Annotated in this window: 16 protein-coding genes; all 16 read right to left on the bottom strand. The window is 52.1% G+C overall.

What is annotated here, in order from left to right; all coding sequences use genetic code 11:
• Positions 1 to 9 precede the first annotated feature (9 nt).
• Positions 10 to 993: a PhoH family protein gene (locus GJ688_RS14290; RefSeq protein WP_155477235.1), complete on the bottom strand. Its 984-nt coding sequence runs from the start codon at positions 991 to 993 to the stop codon at positions 10 to 12.
• A 41-nt stretch (positions 994 to 1,034) separates the two neighbouring features.
• The gene (gene yqfD, locus GJ688_RS14285) at positions 1,035 to 2,282 is read right to left on the bottom strand and encodes a sporulation protein YqfD (protein ID WP_155477234.1); all 1,248 of its coding nucleotides are present in this window, start codon (positions 2,280 to 2,282) and stop codon (positions 1,035 to 1,037) included.
• 19 nt (positions 2,283 to 2,301) lie between these two features.
• Entirely contained in the window at positions 2,302 to 2,586 is a 285-nt protein-coding gene (yqfC, locus tag GJ688_RS14280) for a sporulation protein YqfC (RefSeq protein ID WP_155477233.1), read from the bottom strand.
• Between the two features lie 139 nt (positions 2,587 to 2,725).
• Complete coding sequence (locus GJ688_RS14275) at positions 2,726 to 3,175, bottom strand: GatB/YqeY domain-containing protein (protein WP_155477232.1); 450 nt, start codon at positions 3,173 to 3,175, stop codon at positions 2,726 to 2,728.
• A gap of 21 nt (positions 3,176 to 3,196) precedes the next feature.
• On the bottom strand, positions 3,197 to 3,373 hold the full coding sequence (gene rpsU / locus GJ688_RS14270; protein WP_155477231.1) for a 30S ribosomal protein S21: 177 nt from the start codon (positions 3,371 to 3,373) through the stop codon (positions 3,197 to 3,199).
• Between the two features lie 147 nt (positions 3,374 to 3,520).
• On the bottom strand, positions 3,521 to 3,865 hold the full coding sequence (locus tag GJ688_RS14265; RefSeq protein ID WP_155477230.1) for a histidine triad nucleotide-binding protein: 345 nt from the start codon (positions 3,863 to 3,865) through the stop codon (positions 3,521 to 3,523).
• A 7-nt stretch (positions 3,866 to 3,872) separates the two neighbouring features.
• The gene (gene mtaB / locus GJ688_RS14260) at positions 3,873 to 5,231 is read right to left on the bottom strand and encodes a tRNA (N(6)-L-threonylcarbamoyladenosine(37)-C(2))-methylthiotransferase MtaB (RefSeq protein ID WP_155477229.1); all 1,359 of its coding nucleotides are present in this window, start codon (positions 5,229 to 5,231) and stop codon (positions 3,873 to 3,875) included.
• Positions 5,228 to 5,983 carry a 16S rRNA (uracil(1498)-N(3))-methyltransferase gene (locus GJ688_RS14255; protein WP_155477228.1) on the bottom strand — a complete coding sequence of 252 codons (756 nt, stop codon included), beginning with the start codon at positions 5,981 to 5,983 and terminating at the stop codon, positions 5,228 to 5,230. Before GJ688_RS14255 ends, mtaB begins: the two co-directional genes overlap by 4 nt.
• 3 nt (positions 5,984 to 5,986) lie before the next feature.
• Positions 5,987 to 6,922, bottom strand: coding sequence for a 50S ribosomal protein L11 methyltransferase (gene prmA, locus GJ688_RS14250; RefSeq protein ID WP_155477248.1), 936 nt, complete (start codon positions 6,920 to 6,922; stop codon positions 5,987 to 5,989).
• A gap of 37 nt (positions 6,923 to 6,959) precedes the next feature.
• Positions 6,960 to 8,081 carry a molecular chaperone DnaJ gene (dnaJ, locus tag GJ688_RS14245; RefSeq protein WP_155477227.1) on the bottom strand — a complete coding sequence of 374 codons (1,122 nt, stop codon included), beginning with the start codon at positions 8,079 to 8,081 and terminating at the stop codon, positions 6,960 to 6,962.
• A gap of 59 nt (positions 8,082 to 8,140) precedes the next feature.
• A complete protein-coding gene (dnaK, locus tag GJ688_RS14240; protein ID WP_155477226.1) occupies positions 8,141 to 10,000 on the bottom strand; it encodes a molecular chaperone DnaK in 1,860 nt (619 codons plus the stop codon).
• Between the two features lie 75 nt (positions 10,001 to 10,075).
• Positions 10,076 to 10,741: a nucleotide exchange factor GrpE gene (gene grpE / locus GJ688_RS14235; protein WP_207708819.1), complete on the bottom strand. Its 666-nt coding sequence runs from the start codon at positions 10,739 to 10,741 to the stop codon at positions 10,076 to 10,078.
• Positions 10,738 to 12,309, bottom strand: coding sequence for a TCP-1/cpn60 chaperonin family protein (locus GJ688_RS14230; RefSeq protein ID WP_155477225.1), 1,572 nt, complete (start codon positions 12,307 to 12,309; stop codon positions 10,738 to 10,740). Before GJ688_RS14230 ends, grpE begins: the two co-directional genes overlap by 4 nt.
• Positions 12,310 to 12,402: 93 nt before the next feature.
• The gene (gene hrcA, locus GJ688_RS14225; RefSeq protein WP_155477224.1) at positions 12,403 to 13,437 is read right to left on the bottom strand and encodes a heat-inducible transcriptional repressor HrcA; all 1,035 of its coding nucleotides are present in this window, start codon (positions 13,435 to 13,437) and stop codon (positions 12,403 to 12,405) included.
• A 126-nt stretch (positions 13,438 to 13,563) separates the two neighbouring features.
• Entirely contained in the window at positions 13,564 to 14,748 is a 1,185-nt protein-coding gene (gene hemW, locus GJ688_RS14220) for a radical SAM family heme chaperone HemW (protein ID WP_155477223.1), read from the bottom strand.
• A gap of 23 nt (positions 14,749 to 14,771) precedes the next feature.
• Entirely contained in the window at positions 14,772 to 16,577 is a 1,806-nt protein-coding gene (lepA, locus tag GJ688_RS14215; RefSeq protein WP_155477222.1) for a translation elongation factor 4, read from the bottom strand.
• Between the last annotated feature and the right edge of the window lie 6 nt (positions 16,578 to 16,583).

Below are 16,583 nucleotides of genomic sequence, written 5' to 3'. Positions count from 1 at the left end.
CATGTCACCTCATTTGTTTCCCTGTCCACCTCGGCCTTCAAATTCTTCATAAGCACGGATGATACGGCCGACCAAGGGGTTGCGCACGACATCCCCGGTGGTGAAGAAATGAAAACTGATTCCTTCAATACCTTGCAGGATCTTTTGAATGGTGATTAGCCCCGAGTTCGAACCCCGGGGCAGATCCACCTGCGTAATATCTCCCGTAATGACAGCTTTAGAACCAAAGCCAAGACGGGTTAAAAACATCTTCATCTGTTCAGGCGTCGTATTCTGGGCTTCATCGAGAATGATGAAAGAATCATCCAAGGTACGGCCACGCATATAGGCGAGAGGAGCAATCTCGATGATCCCTCGTTCTATAAATTTTTGAGTTGGTTCGGCTCCCATCGTATCGAAAAGGCCGTCATAGAGCGGACGCAGGTAAGGATCTACTTTCTCTTGCAAATCGCCCGGCAGGAAACCGAGTTTCTCTCCAGCCTCCACAGCGGGCCGGGTCAAGATGATCCGGTTAACCTCTTTGTTCTTTAGGGCTAAAACAGCCATGACGACGGCAAGGTACGTCTTGCCTGTGCCGGCAGGTCCCACGCCAAAGATAACTTGATTTTGACGGATCGACTGTAAGTACTTCCGTTGGCCTAATGTTTTGGCTTTGATCTGTTTTCCCCGGACAGTCGTGAAGATCACTTCCGAAAGCGAGTCGGCTAGAAGGGAGCGGTCTTCTTCACCGGTGAAGGCATAGGCGTATTCGATCTCTCCGACGCCGATGGACTGCCCAGACTTAACCATGGCGACTAACTGCTGAAAAAGTCGGGCTGAACGGTCCACATTGGCCGGTTCTCCGGTGATGATCACTTCGCCGCCACGGGCTACGATCCGGACTCCACTCAACCGTTCAATCAGCCGTAAGTTCTCATCACGATGTCCAAAAAGCCGTACGGCGTCCCAATTGTCTTCTAAATTGATTCGGACCTCACGGTCGGATGCCGACAGTATCGTCCAACCTCCTATTGTGACTTACGCTCACCTATTCATTACGTTCCTTGTTCTACAGCGTCGATGGCTTGCGGCAAAGCGATGTTCTCTAATGCTTCGATAGACACCTTTACTTTCACCTTGTCTGGAGACGAAGGCTGGGGTAGGACCATCTCGCGCAAAACCTTTGCACCTTGAGGCAACTGTCCCATAAGCGCTTGCCGTGCCTTGTCCTGGGCCGCTGTAATCGCTTCTTGCGGAGTACGATTTTGGCGATAGGGGCGCAACTCATGATATTCCGTTTTAATTAATTCGACAGGTATTTGGAGATTCCTCCATAAAGAAGGTGTTCTTGTATAAACCTCTTCATTACTGTTTGCGAAAGGACTCGAAGAAGGTCCTTTTATGATGATTTCCTGATTTCCCCATTTTATTCTCCATTGACCGGATGTTTCTCCAGTTGGGATTGTCCCCTCCAATTGTGTCGGTTCCTCTAAAGTTTGCTCGTACCAAACCCGTGCCCAGGCTTCGCCCTTGGCTTGAAGTTTTTCGTGCACTTTTAACGGAGCCGGCTTGTCCTCTGCTGTCTTTTGGGGTTCTTGCTCTTTTGGGGGTGCGTAAATCAACCCGGAAATCAACACTTGCCCCTTAGTCACTCGCGTTCCTTCGGCTACTTTTCCCTCGCCGACGAGAACGATCATCCGTTGAATCACACCGTCTTTAGCGGCGACGATGTGGCTCGGACCAGCCACAGGCGGTCGATTCGGCAGGACCTTTTCCTGCACTTCGATGATGAGTCGTGTCCCCTGATCTCGAATCCCCACCCATTCCAGTCCTGGAATTTCTGCAATGATCCTTCGTTCCGCCTCCCGAACATTGACCATGGGAAGCCACCGGCCTGGACGAACACCGGAATTGTAAGCGGCTTGTAAAATCGTCGGCTTGTCCAGGCGCTCATTGCCGACTACGTCCACATCCCAGATAAATGTCGACATCATATATATGGCTAAAACGAACGTGAAGGCGCCCATGACCAAAGCCTTGCGCCGTTTTACCCGGGTAAGGAAAAAAGGAAAGCCGGAACGCCCCTCGATGCGGACCCGGCTGTTTGTTTTCCGAGCTACATGCCGGAGTAGGCGAAAGCCGTCCAGACGAACTCGCGCCGTCATCCGGCCTGACGGTGTTCTGCGTAAGTCGTATAAGGGGATCCCTCTGCTTGCAGCCAGATTGATAAATTTCTCTAACTGAGTTCCTTCGATGTTGATGCGTAAGAAACCGAACCAAAAGGTCCACCAGTTGCGCAGCATCTTTTTCCCTCCTGAAGTGCTACTTCGGGAAATGAACCTGGTGAATCCGCCCTTCCACCATCAATTCTTCTGGAAGGATTGTTCGCAAGACCAGTTTCTCCCCGAATATCTCCAATTGGCCACCCGTGACTAAAACCCGGATGCGCTCTTCCGTATACTCGACAATACCGCGGTGATTCTCTAAGACTAATTGCACATTGCCGATCATGGTGACTTTGGGATAGTCCATCAGCACATCTTTCGGCATTTCCAAGAGGCCGGCCAACGCTTTTTGAAGCCTCTGTTTACCACGTTCCCAAGCCAAGGACAATAGCCCCCTTCCCGGACTCCTGTCCATAGATATGCAAAAAGGCGGCTTAACATGCCGCCGACAAACGAAAAGAACCCTCGTCGAGCCTATCTCGACGAGGGTTCTCTCAAACCTATTTTCAGGAGTATACAAACTAGCCAAGGGATTCCTTGACAATCTGATTAACCAGCTTGCCATCGGCACGGCCTTTGACTTTGGGCATCAGAACCCCCATGACCTTGCCGATATCCCGAGGACCTTGGGCTCCGGTCACCGCCATAGCCTCTCGCACCAAAGCGCGGACCTCTTCTTCGGAAAGTTGCTGGGGAAGATAGGCGGTCAGGATGTCGATCTCCTGTTTCAGGGCGTCAATCGCATCGGTTCGCCCCGCTTTTTCGTACTCGACCATGGAGTCGCGGCGCTGTTTGACTTCCCGAGCTAAGACCTCTAAGAGTTCTTCGTCGGTCAAATCACGCCGTTTATCGATCTCCGCTTTCTGAATGGCGGACCTAGCCATGCGAATCACGGAGAGCCGAAACTTTCCGGCCTCCTTATCCTTCATCGCCTGCTTCATGTCCTCCATCAAACGTTCCTTTAGGGACATGGATAGATGATTCACCTTTCTTTAGGTGGTCTTCCGTTTCCGGGCTGCCTCTGATTTTTTCTTGCGCTTCACACTAGGCTTGACATAGTGTTCCCGTTTGCGATATTCGGACAATACGCCCGCTTTTTGGCAGGAGCGTTTAAAACGCCGCAAGGCGCTATCTAAACTCTCATTTTTACCTACTCGTACTTCGCTCATTCCGCTTCCCTCCCCCCGCTGGTATCTATGATGCCGGGTCCAGGCTATGCTCGGTGCGGTGAACGTTTGTGTGATTGAAACAAGATACACACAGTCTACATTATACTTCCAGGGGGCGAAAGCGTCAACAGTAGTTATTATACCATTTTATCCGGGAGGCCAACCCAGGTTTCGACCTGCAAGTAAGTGGACGTGTAGATGGAATACAGTTTGACCCGCATCAGCGCCGGTGTTGATCACCAGGCGATGCTTATCTGGCTCTATCCCTAGGGCTGCAGTGACTTTTTGGGAGGCCAGCAAAAGCTGTCCCAAAATCGCTTGATGGCTGGCTTCAGCTGCTGCGATCGAAGAAATGTGTTCCCGGGGTATAATCAGAATATGGGTAGGCGCTGCCGGATTGATGTCTTTAAAGGCTACAACGACATCGTCTTCATAAACGATCTGGGCGGGAATTTCCTTGCGAACGATTTTACAAAAAATACAATCGCTCAATTCAAGTTCACCCCCTTTGCTGAGATTCCAGCGGTTGTCCGAGAAGGGTGTTGTCCGGAAGAAGTCTCTCCAACCGGACGGGAACAAGTTGATCCCTTGCGTCAGCATCGTCGAGGGAGCTTAAAGCTTTGTGTTCACCCGTCTGGAACGGGATGAGCACTTTCAAGTAATTGTTCGTATGTCCCGACCAGTATTCCCCCGACTTTTCCTCAAGGAGGACCGTTATAGTTTTACCGACAAATGTCTCTGCGTAAGCCCGCGAAAGTTCTTGGGCAACCGCCATCAAACGTTTCACCCGGTCCTGCTTCACCGAGGCGGGCAGTTGATCCGTAAAAGATGCGGCCGGCGTACCCTTGCGCGGAGAAAAGGGGAATACATGCAAGCCTGCCAAAGCAGTCGCTTTGCACGTTTCCTCTGTCAGCAAATAATCGGCTTCCGTCTCACCAGGAAAGCCGACGATGACATCAGAAGTGATCGCCGCATCGGGGATTAATGAACGTATCTTCGCGACGACATCCATAAAATCCTGCCGCCGGTAGCGCCTTCCCATTCGTTCCAGGACTGAGTCGGAACCGGACTGTAAGGGGATATGAAAATGAGGGTTCACTTTAGGTTGCTGGATGATCCGTAACAGGTCTTCGGTGAACTCTTGCGGTTCTACCGAACCCACATGCAGTCGCGGTAATTCAGGCACCTCTTGGATAAGTTGTTCCAGCAGATCGGCAAGCTCCCTATTCAAATCGGCACCATAAGCACCCAAATGAATCCCTGTCAAGACAATTTCCTGATAACCCTCCGAAACTAACCGACGGGCTTCCCGGATCACACTCTCCACAGGGCGGCTTCGTACCGGTCCTCGGGCATAGGGAATGATGCAGTATGTGCAAAAAAGGTTGCATCCATCTTCGATCTTGATGGAAGCCCTTGCCCGGGATATCTCAGCGACGGCAGGCAGTTCTTCAAAGACCTGAACGGCGCGGATATCGCCGACCTGATCAACGGCTTTCCCAGCGACCCTGTGCTCTTCCACGAGTTCCACGATTCGGCTGCGCTGATCCGTTCCCACAATCACGTCGACGCCTTCGATGGCCCGGACTTCATCGGGGGAAGTCTGTGCGTAACAGCCTGTCACAGCGACGACGGCGTCCGGATTTAAGCGCAAAGCCCGCCGGATCGTTTGACGGGACTTTCGGTCGCTGAGGTGGGTCACCGTGCAGGTGTTGATGACGTACACATCGGCCGGCTCATCAAAGTCGACCCGTTGGTAACCGCGTGCTTTGAACATACCCGCGATCGAATCGGTTTCGCCTTGGTTGACTTTACAACCCAACGTATAGAAGGCAGCGGTGGGCTGTTTTCCGGTCATCCCCAATCCCCCAGTTCGTACATGATCGCGGCCAAAGCAGCAAGACCGGCCGTTTCCGTTCGTAAAATTCGGGGACCAAGGCTGACCGGCAGGGCGCCAATCGTTTCAGCCCTGTCCACTTCTTCCTCTGTCAGTCCTCCTTCGGGGCCGATAACGAGTCCGAGGCAGCCAGATCCCTGTAAAGCCGATGAATTCAGGCGGCGCAAAGCCGTCTTCAAATCGATGCCTTTTAACTGTTCCCACGGGATCAGCAGCGGTTGAGAACGGTCCCATTGAGCCAGCAGATCTCTCCAGAATATGGGGACAATGACCTCTGGAATGATCGTTCGCCGACATTGCTTTGCCGCTTCACGAGCGATCTTTTGCCATCTGTCCCTGCGTTCGATGGCCTTCCCTGAATCCAGCTTGACAATCGTCCGCTCTGTCAGCACTGGTAGAATACGGCTCACACCGAGTTCGGTGGCCTTCTGAACGATCCAATCCATTTTTTCGCCTTTGGCTACCGATTGAACGAGACAGACCTGCAGAGGCGATTCTCGAGTCTCTCCCGTGGATTGCAGACCTGTCATGAGCACCTTATCTTTGGTCATTTCAGCGACACGAGCGGTATACTCGTTTCCTTGACCATCAAAAAGGATAGCCTCATCGCCGGTTTTTAACCGAAGGATCCGGGTGAGATGATTGCTCTCTTCCCCATCGAGCCAGGCCTGATCACCAAACTTTTGGGCGGGATCGAAAATAAAGCGGTGCATGAACTATTCTTTGCGGGCGACCACAGCCGCCCATTCTCCATGACTAATCAATTCTTCAATGACAAAACCGTTTGCTGTAAGCGCATCGACCACGTCATCTAAACGGTTCTGGATGATGCCTGACGCGAGCATTAATTTTCCCGATTCCAGCAGTTCTGCAGCCTGGGGAGAAAGTCGAATAATCACATCGGCTACAATGTTGGCAACTAAGATATCTACCGGTTCTTGGATGCCTGCCAACAGGTCGTTTTGGCGCACCTCTACGACCGAATCGACGTGATTCAGTTCTATATTCTCTCGGGCCGAATTGACCGCCACCAAGTCGTTATCTAAGGCTAAGACGCGACCAGCGCCCAGCAAAGCAGAGGCGATCGACAGCACACCGGAACCGGTACCCACATCGATCACTTGAGAGCCTGGAAAAATGTAATCTTCTAAGGCTCGAATGCACATCACTGTTGTCGGGTGTGTCCCCGTACCGAAAGCCATACCCGGATCGATGGATATGATCAGATCATCGGCAGAGGCATCATACGGTTCCCAAGAAGGACGAATGACGATCTGCCGCCCCACCTTCTCCGGCTTGAAAAAAGCCTTCCAGGCATGGGCCCAGTCTTCTTCTAGGATATCGTTCATTGTCCATGCATGGGCAGACGAACCATCCTGGGATCTTTCCCAGGCCGACAATTCTTCTTGCAGCAGGTTGAGGCGCTCTTCGATACGTTCATCGACAGGCAAATAAACTTTGAGTCGAATCATGCCTTTGGGAACGTCGGGGATTTCCACGTTGTGATGGTCCCATACATTGCTGTCGATATAATCCGCGATCAGTTGAGGATCTTCGATTACCATCCCCATCGCTCCGACGGTTTCGAATATTTCTGCCATCGCATCGGCATTTTCTTGCCGGGTGGTGATGGCGATTTCACGCCATTTCAACGGTGACACACCCTTCCCCGCTGTTTCAGAACGGCCTTCACATGAAGGCATCCTTCACCTTGTCAAAAAATGATTTTTCTTTTTCATTTGATATATTGTCCAGGCTCAGCGTTTTGCCGAACTCCCGGAGAAGTTCTTTTTGCTTGTCTGATAACTTGGTCGGTACAGAAACCTTGATCTCGATCCGTTGATCTCCCCGACCGGTTCCTCGAAGCCGCTTGATGCCTTTGCCGCGAATCCGGATGACCGTACCCGATTGGGTCCCTTCGGGAACTTTGACGAGCACCTTGCCATCCAAGGTGGGGACTTCGATTTCCGTTCCCAGGGCCGCTTGGACAAAGTTGACAGGGACTTGGCAGGTCACGTCATCGCCGTCACGATCAAAGAAGGAATGGGGACGAACCTCGACAAATACGTAGAGATCGCCCGGTGGGCCTCCCCGTTCTCCCGCTTCCCCTTCGGCAGGTACCCGAATACGGGTTCCTGAGTCAACGCCGCCAGGGACGTTCACCTTGATCTTGCGGTGTTTGCGAACTTTCCCTTGACCGCCGCAATGACGGCAAGGCTTGTTGATGATCTTGCCTTCGCCGCCGCAAGTGCCGCAGGGGCGAACGGTCTGCACATTTCCAATGAACGTCTTAGAGACGGTAGCGACTCGGCCTGATCCGTGACAGGTGGGACACGTCTGTGCCGTCGTACCCGGTTCGGCACCGCTGCCGCCACAGACATCACAGGCTTCCATCCGTGGAATTTCCACTTCCTTTTCCACACCGAAAGCGGCTTCTTCAAAGGAAAGGGACATGTTGAAACGCAGATCGGCACCTTTTTGAGGACCCCTGCGCTGTCCACCGCCCATTCCGCCACCGAAGAACATGTCAAAAATGTCTCCGAATCCACCGCCAAAGTCGGCTCCACCAAAGTCAAATCCGCCGGCGCCGGGACCAGCATGGCCGAATTGATCATACTGGGCCCGCTTATCCGGATCAGAGAGAACCTCATAAGCTTCGTTGATTTCTTTGATCTTCTCTTCTGCAAGTTTTTTATCCGGGTGGACGTCAGGATGATATTCTTTCAGGAGCTTGCGATAAGCCTTTTTGATCTCCTGTTCCCCGGCCTCACGGCTGACTCCCAATACCTCATAGTAATCCCGTTTGCTCATACTTGTCCCCTCCCCCCGGTAAAAGCATTGACAGGGGGGCTAAGCCCCCCGTCGACCAATTAGGATTTCTTTTTCTCGTCATCAATGACAGTATAGTCGGCGTCGACCACATTGTCATCTTTTTTCGCTTCTCCGCCAAAACCGCCAGCACCAGGTGCACCGGCGTCATTGGCCGCTCCGGGAGCTCCTGCTTGCTGATACATTTTGGTGGATACTTCATACACAGCTGTCGTCAAGGCTTCTGTTTTTTGTTTTATCGCTTCGCTGTCGTTGCCTTCAAGGGCCTTTTTCAGTTCCTCTTTAGCAGCGTTGATTTTTTCTTGGTCAGCCGCTTCGACTTTGTCGCCAAAGTCTTTTAAGGTTTTCTCAGCCTGGTAGACCATGGCGTCTGCTTGGTTGCGAATCTCTACCTCTTCTTGACGCTTTCGGTCCTCTTCGGCATGCAGTTCCGCGTCTTTGACCATTTGGTCAATTTCATCCTTGGACAACCCGGTCGAGGCGGTGATGGTGATCTTTTGTTCGTTGCCAGTCGCCTTGTCTTTGGCGCTGACGTGAACAATACCGTTGGCGTCGATATCGAATTTCACTTCGATTTGCGGGATGCCCCGAGGCGCCGGTGCGATGCCGCCGAGGTTAAATCGGCCAAGCGTTTTATTTTGGGCAGCCACTTTCCGCTCACCTTGCAGGACGTGAACCTCCACGGAAGTCTGGTTGTCAGCAGCGGTGGTGAAGATTTCGCTTTTCGAGGTGGGAATGGTGGTGTTCCGCGGGATCAAGATGGTGCAAATGCCGCCTAAGGTCTCCAAGCCTAAAGACAATGGGGTCACGTCAGCAAGAACGATCCCCTTCACTTCCCCACCGAGTACGCCCGCTTGAATAGCGGCACCCATCGCGACGACTTCGTCAGGGTTGATGCCTTTGAAAGGTTCTTTGCCCAGGTATCTACGAATCGCTTCTTGAACGGCAGGAATCCGGGTGGAACCGCCGACCAGGATGACCTTGTCGATGTCTTTAGGCTCCATTTTAGCGTCAGCCAAGGCTTGTCGGGTCGGGCCCATAGTCATTTCGACCAGGTCAGCCGTCATTTCGTCAAATTTAGCCCGGCTTAAGGTCATATCCAAGTGCTGTGGACCATCCGCCGTAGCTGTGATGAAGGGCAGGTTGATATTGGTGGACATGACTCCAGACAGTTCGATCTTCGCTTTTTCGGCAGCTTCTTTTAAACGCTGCACAGCCATCTTGTCGCCGCGCAGATCGACACCGGTTTCTTTTTTGAACTCTGCTACCATCCAGTCGATGACGCGCTGGTCAAAATCGTCACCGCCGAGACGGTTGTTGCCGGAGGTTGACTTGACTTCGAAAATTCCGTCGCCCAGTTCCAAGATGGATACGTCAAATGTGCCGCCGCCGAGATCATAGACGAGGATTGTTTGGTCTTCTTCCTTGTCTGCACCATAAGCCAGCGCCGCCGCCGTCGGCTCGTTGATGATGCGCATGACTTCAAGACCGGCGATGGTGCCTGCATCTTTCGTCGCTTGCCGCTGGGAATCAGTGAAATAGGCCGGAACGGTGATGACCGCTTTAGTCACCGTTTCACCGAGATAAGCTTCTGCGTCCGCCTTCAAGCGTTGTAAGATAATCGCTGAAATTTGTTGGGGTGTATAATCTTTATCATCAATTTTCACTTTGTGATCGGTACCCATGTGGCGCTTGATGGAGATGATCGTCCGATCGGGGTTGGTGATCGCTTGACGCTTCGCGACTTGGCCGACGAGGCGCTCATTCGTTTTGGAGAAACCGACGATCGAGGGAGTTGTACGGGCCCCTTCCCGGTTAGGGATAACCGCGGCTTCGCCGCCTTCCATGACGGCTACACAAGAGTTGGTCGTTCCTAAGTCAATACCGATAATTTTACTCATATGATGATACCTCCCGTTAAATTTAAAACATTACCATTTCGAATTAAGTTTGAATTGGCATGAATACCTTATGTTTTAACCTTTAGCCACTTTGACCATAGCGGGACGAATAACTTTTTCCTTCAGAAGGTAGCCTTTTTGCATCTCTTCCATGACAATGCCGTCAGCAAACTCTCCGTCAGCTTCGCCATACATGACTGCATCGTGCCGAGTAGGGTCAAAGTCCGTACCGACGGAACTCATCGCTTCTAGGCCTTCTTTGGCCAAGATGTCGATCAACTGACGTTGGATCATTTCCGCACCGGAGAGGATGTTTTCTGCCCCGGCTTTTCTCATCGCATCGAGGGCACGCTGGAAGTTGTCCAGTACGGGGAGCAATTTTTTAATCAATTGTTCATTTGCATAGGTACCTAGTTCTTCTTTTTCCTGGCGGGTCCGTCGTTTGAAGTTATCGAAATCGGCTTGCAGGCGCAGATAGCGATTTTCCGCATCTTGCAATTCCTTTTTCGTTTTTTCAAGTTCTTCCTGCGTCTTGGCGACTTCAGCCAGGAATTTGCCCAGCTGTTCTGCTGCCTCTGTCGCCTGTTGTTCCTCCGAGTTCTCCTCAGGGTTACCTGCTACTCCATGCAAATCTGCAGTGCTGTGCACAGTTTCTGCAGCCGATTCTGCATCCACAGGTTCAGCCGTCTTTTCAGAAGTGTCAACAGGCTCTTCTACGGTCAATTTTTCTTCTTTTGTCACCAATTACCCTCCCCATGTTCTCCTTTGCCATCGGCTCGTTCTTCACGCTTTTTGATGATCGTATCTATGCGTAAAATCGCTTCGGCGACCTCTCCAGCTGCTTTCAAGGCATGTACCTTGACGAGAACAGGGTCGATGACGCCCAGTTCCCACATATCAGAGACTTCACCATTATCGCAGTTGATGGAAAGTCTATCGCTCTCTTGCTCCATTTGGGCGGCGATCACGTCACCCAGCTTTTCCAAAGGGTTAAAGCCGGCATTGGTGATGATCTGCGAGAAAGGCTTCTTCAGAGCTCCAACGACGCAATCCAGGCCGTAGGCAGCCATGCCTTTCGTCTCTCTACGGACCTCTTCAATCTGCCGGGCCACTGCTAACTCCACGGCGCCACCGCCGGGGACTAGGCCGCCTTTAACAGCAGCTTGCACGGCCGATGCAGCGTCTTTGGCGATCCGTTCCCGTTCGCCGACGACCTCTTCCGTGGCCGCACCAACGAGGACGGTGGCTACCGGTTTTCCGGAACCCTGAAGCAGACAGACATGTTCCAACTTATCGTCGACGATAACCTTGCCTGCCTTCCCGAGATAACGGATTAGATCTTGGGGCTCCCGTTTCAAACCGGTTCGTTTGACGGCGCGGGCGCCAGTATGTTCGGCTGCTTTTTTCAATTCTCGACTGGAGACGCGCTGGATGACCAGCACACCGGCGTCGGTGAGCATCTCTTCGGCGATATCTTCCACACCGCGGTCGACCAAAAGGACTTTTATATCTAATGCGATGATTTTGCGTATATTCTCCAGGAATTCTTGTTGCTTTTGACGGTACCAGTTGAAGCCGGCTTCAGTGCTGAGCGCTTCATCGCCCATCTCTTCGGGTTCAAGGGCGTCATCGACGATTAGAACGGAGGCATTTTCCAACCGTTTAGGCATATCCTCGTTCATGGGCTTTTTGTTGACGACGACTCCAGTCAAGACCTGATTATCAGCGCCTTCTCGGGCACGGACCGAATCAGAGAGCTTATAACCTGATTCCTTCAGCTTCTCTTCCCCGATCAACCGGGAGGCATCTACGACCAACTGAGCGATATCCTGATGTTCCCGGCCTGCCACTAAAGCGACCCGCTCCAGCATGGGATCATGAACCCCTTGAATCGGCCGGGCATGACGGTGAAACATCTCGATAGCTTTCTTCACACCGGCTTTCAGTCCCTCGATGACCCGGGAGACAGGGACGCCTTTGGTCACTTGGTTGACGCCTTCCGAGATCAGGCTGCCAGCGAGCACTGTCGCCGTCGTTGTTCCATCGCCGATTTCAGACTGCTGCGCTTTCGCTGTTTTGATCAGCATGCGCGCCGCTGGATGGTTCACTTCCATCAATTGAAGGATGGTGACACCGTCGTTGGTAATGACCACATCGCCGAATTTGTCGACGAGCATCGTGTCCAAGCCTTTGGGGCCTAATGTGCCTTCTACGGCTGAGGAAATAGCCCGGATGGCATTGGCATTCGTCATCAAGGCGGCGAGCCGTTCGTCCACTTCCGTATTGCTGCTTACTTGTTTGACACTCAAAACGGTTCCTCCAAGCGAAAATCAAAGATTGTCAATATAGGCAGGGAAATAGGGACTTTCGTTTGACAAAAAGCCCCTAATTTCCCAAAAACGCTATCGATTCAATATTCTTTTTAAAGCGAAAGATAGGTTTTCCGTCAAGCTTTCGATGACCGCCACCGATCGGGAATACTCCATTCGAGTCGGCCCCACAAGACCGATCACACCGAGCACTTCACCGTCAAGATGATAGGTCGCTGTCACCATGCTGCAGTTGCGAAAACCTTCATGTTTGTTTTCTGTACCGATGGTGATGTTTACACCCCTTTCCGGGGTGTGATGCAGCAATTCTCGAACGGTATGATGCTGCTCTAGTATACCCAGAAGCGTTTGGATTTTATCTACATCTTTAAACTCAGGTTGTTTAAAGATGTTCAATGTTCCACCCAGGTAGACTCGTTCGTCATTATCTGCATGCAAAGCCTCGTCGATGATCTCCAAAGACTGGCTCAACACCTGTGTCTGCTTTTTCAACGTTTCCGCCAGTTCATGACAGAGGGAAGCTCTCACCTGATTCATGGTCAATCCCCGCAAGGATTCATTGATCACAGCGGAGACTTGCTGTAAATCCTCCGGCGTTAGCGATTCGGGAATATCGAGAATCTTGCTCTCGACGACTCCGGCCGAGGTGATAATGACGGCTACAGCTTTTGTCGGCATGATCGGGATGAGTTGGATCTGCTGAAAAGTGGTTTTACCAACTTGAGGACCAAGTACGACGGCCGTATAGTTGGTCAATTGTGAAATGATCGCGCTCGCCTGCTGCATCAGATAGTCCACTTCCTGCAGCCGGTCAGACATAGTCTGTTGCATGATGCGCAGTTCTTCTGCGGCGAGGGCTTTCCGTTCCATCAAGCAATCGACAAAATAGCGGTAACCATAGTCTGAGGGAATTCGGCCGGACGATGTATAGGGTTGTTCAATGAGCCCTAACTCCTCTAGGTCCGACATTTCGTTGCGAATCGTGGCAGGACTGACACCGAGATTGTACTTACGAGCAATCGTTCGGGAACCAACGGGTTCAGCGGTGGATACGTAGTCATGAATAATGGCCCAAAGAACCTTTTGCTTACGATCGTTCATCTGCATCCCCGAAGCACCTCCCGTTGTTAGCACTCATGACCGACGAGTGCTAATGGTCTTACGATAAAAAAATACCACCGGGGAAGCCGCTTGTCAATACTTGGGCTCCCTAGTGAAAAAGACACCTGTCTCTCAATTCTCTGATTCTTCTCCTAGGTATTTTTCCATGATTTCATTCGCGACAAGATAGGACTCCGGCATGAGCTTCACCCGAGAACCATCGTAATCGACCCAACCTTTGCCATGGAGGATTGTCGATAGTTTATGCCAACAAGACCCCTGGCGTTCTCCCAGGCCGTATCGCCGTAGGACCTCCTGAAGGTTTACCCCCTTGGTCAACCGAAGACCGAGCATGACAGCTTCCTCTGCGGCGACTACCGGTGTAAGCATCTCGTCGTCTCCGATGGGTACGTCACAGCCTGACGAGAGAGCCCTCACATACTGACGACTGTCAGCCGCCCAGGTCCACCGGCGAAGCCCCACACCGGAGGCGGCACTGCTGCCAAATCCCAGATAATCACCACGGTGCCAATAGTTTAGATTATGCCGGCATTCCCATCCGGGCCGGGCAAAGTTGGACAGTTCATATTGTCTAAAACCTGCCAAATGGAGAAGCCGACGGGCTTCCTCATACATCTCCACCTCCAGGTCTTCCGGGCAAACCCCCGTTAAACCTCTTTCTAGCCATAGGGCTAGAGGTGTTCCCGCTTCCGGTTTGAGATTATATAAGGAAAGATGCGCCGGCTCTAGATCAAGTGCCAATTCCAAAGAGAGCCGCCAGTCCTCCATAGACTGGCCGGGGATGCCATAAATCAAATCCAGGTTCACGTTGGACAGGCCCGCTTGCTTTGCTGCCGTGACGGCTCCTCGAACATCCTCAAGGGAATGTTTGCGGCCGAGAAAGGCCAGCAGGCGCGGTTGAAAGGCTTGTACCCCCAGCGAGAGGCGGTTGCAGCCTCCTCTCACCCACTGGAGCAAATCGGGGCCGGTCACCGTCCCCGGATTTGCCTCGATGGTAACCTCCGATAAAAGATGGTCACCGAAGGTATGCCGAATCTGCTTCAAGATAGCCCTTCCTGATTCCGGCGGAAGTAGAGAAGGGGTACCACCACCAAAAAAGACGGTTGTCGGACCATGAGCCCCATCCCATTTGTCGGCTTCCCCAGCGATATGACGTATGACCGCCTGAGCGTATTCCCGCCGTTCTTGTTCCGACGCCCCGTGGGAATAAAAATCGCAATAAGCGCATTTGCTCCGGCAAAAGGGGATATGGATATAGACTCCCCATCCTTGTTTGAGAGGTTGTACAGTTGGCATGATTCTATTCCTACTGTTATTATTTACTGATCGATGCTGAGTACAGCCATGAAGGCTTCTTGGGGAATCTCGACACTGCCGACCTGCTTCATGCGCTTTTTGCCTTCTTTTTGTTTCTCCAGCAGTTTCCGTTTCCGCGAGATGTCACCGCCGTAGCATTTAGCTAAGACGTTCTTGCGGATCGCTTTGATCGTCTCCCGGGCAATAACCTTGTTGCCGATGACTGCCTGAATGGGAACTTCAAACATCTGCCGCGGAATGAGGTCGCGCAGTTTTTCCGCCAAAGCCCGGCCGCGATGATAAGCCCGGTCACGGTGAACGATGATCGAGAAAGCGTCAATCAAATCACCATTCAGCAAAATGTCCAGTTTCACCAACTCGGAAACACGGTAGCCGATCAGTTCATAGTCGAGGGAGGCATATCCTTTAGTACGCGATTTCAGTTGATCAAAGAAATCGAAGATGATCTCCGCCAAAGGAAGTTCGTAGACGAGCATGACCCGCTGGTTCGTGATGTAGTCCATGTTGGTGAAGAGGCCCCGCTTCTCTTGGCAGAGTTCCATCACGGCACCTACGAAGTCCGAAGGGACCATAATTGAGGCTTTTACATAAGGTTCTTCAATAGACTCGATCTTTTGGTTCGGCGGCAGTTTCGTGGGGTTGTCGACGAGAACCACTTCACCGTCCGTCTGATTGACCCGGTAGATGACGTTCGGTGCTGTTGTGATCAGATCCAGGTCGAATTCCCGCTCCAACCGCTCCTGAATGATCTCCATATGCAGAAGGCCTAAGAAACCACAACGGAAGCCAAAACCTAAGGCGACGGATGTTTCCGGTTCGTAGATTAGCGATGCGTCGTTCAGGCGGAGTTTGTCCAAGGCATCCCGCAGGTCTTCATAGTCAGCTCCTTCCACAGGATAGAGACCGCAATAGACCATGGGGGTCACCTGGCGATAACCAGCCAGCGGTTCTGCCGCCGGGCGTTCAGCGTTCGTGATCGTATCGCCGACGCGAGTGTCTTTCACATTCTTGATGGAGGCGACGATGAAACCAACTTCCCCAGTGGACAGTTCTTGTACCTGGCGAGGCGCCGGCGCGAAGACGCCGACCTCAGTCACCTCAAAAGTACGACCGGTGGACATCATCTGAATTTTCGAACCCTTTTTCACGCTTCCTTGAACGACACGGACATAGGAAATAGCGCCTTTATAGATATCATAGAAAGAGTCAAAAATAAGGCATTGCAACGGCTCTTCCGGTTCGCCCTTTGGCGCCGGAATTTTTTTGACAATCGCTTCGAGAACTTCTTCAATCCCGATGCCGGACTTGGCCGAAGCCAGAACGGCGTCAGAAGCATCGAGGCCGATGACATCTTCGATCTCCTGCTTGACTCGTTCCGGTTCAGCACTCGGGAGATCGATCTTATTGATGACCGGAATAATCTCTAAGTCGTTTTCTAAGGCCAAATAGACGTTGGCCAGCGTTTGGGCTTCAATACCTTGGGCCGCATCGACGATCAGTAAGGCCCCTTCACAAGCGGCCAGGGAACGGGACACTTCATAGGTGAAGTCTACGTGACCGGGCGTATCAATCAAATTCAATGTGTAAGTTTGTCCGTCTTTTGCTTTATATTGCAACCGAACGGCCTGTAGCTTGATTGTGATTCCTCGCTCGCGCTCCAAATCCATGGAGTCCAGCACCTGGTCTTCCATCTCCCGTGCCGTAAGGGCACCAGTGTACTCCAGGATGCGGTCGGCAAGGGTCGATTTGCCGTGGTCAATATGCGCGATAATGCAAAAATTGCGAATGTTGGCTTGTGCCATTCCCATAGATCT

This window comes from Heliobacterium mobile, assembly GCF_009720735.1.
Taxonomy (GTDB): Bacteria; Bacillota; Desulfitobacteriia; order Heliobacteriales; family Heliobacteriaceae; genus Heliobacterium; species Heliobacterium mobile.
Note: the sequence above shows the minus strand (reverse complement) of the source record. Positions and strands in the feature narration are given on the sequence as shown.

Coding starts and splice junctions, on each gene's coding strand:
- yqfD (WP_155477234.1), bottom strand. CDS start 2,282: ATGCTGCGCAACTGGTGGACCTTTTGGTTCGGTTTCTTACGCATCAAC.
- GJ688_RS14275 (WP_155477232.1), bottom strand. CDS start 3,175: ATGTCCCTAAAGGAACGTTTGATGGAGGACATGAAGCAGGCGATGAAG.
- rpsU (WP_155477231.1), bottom strand. CDS start 3,373: ATGAGCGAAGTACGAGTAGGTAAAAATGAGAGTTTAGATAGCGCCTTG.
- mtaB (WP_155477229.1), bottom strand. CDS start 5,231: ATGACCGGAAAACAGCCCACCGCTGCCTTCTATACGTTGGGTTGTAAA.
- GJ688_RS14255 (WP_155477228.1), bottom strand. CDS start 5,983: ATGCACCGCTTTATTTTCGATCCCGCCCAAAAGTTTGGTGATCAGGCC.
- dnaJ (WP_155477227.1), bottom strand. CDS start 8,081: ATGAGCAAACGGGATTACTATGAGGTATTGGGAGTCAGCCGTGAGGCC.
- dnaK (WP_155477226.1), bottom strand. CDS start 10,000: ATGAGTAAAATTATCGGTATTGACTTAGGAACGACCAACTCTTGTGTA.
- hrcA (WP_155477224.1), bottom strand. CDS start 13,437: ATGCAGATGAACGATCGTAAGCAAAAGGTTCTTTGGGCCATTATTCAT.
- hemW (WP_155477223.1), bottom strand. CDS start 14,748: ATGCCAACTGTACAACCTCTCAAACAAGGATGGGGAGTCTATATCCAT.
- lepA (WP_155477222.1), bottom strand. CDS start 16,577: ATGGGAATGGCACAAGCCAACATTCGCAATTTTTGCATTATCGCGCAT.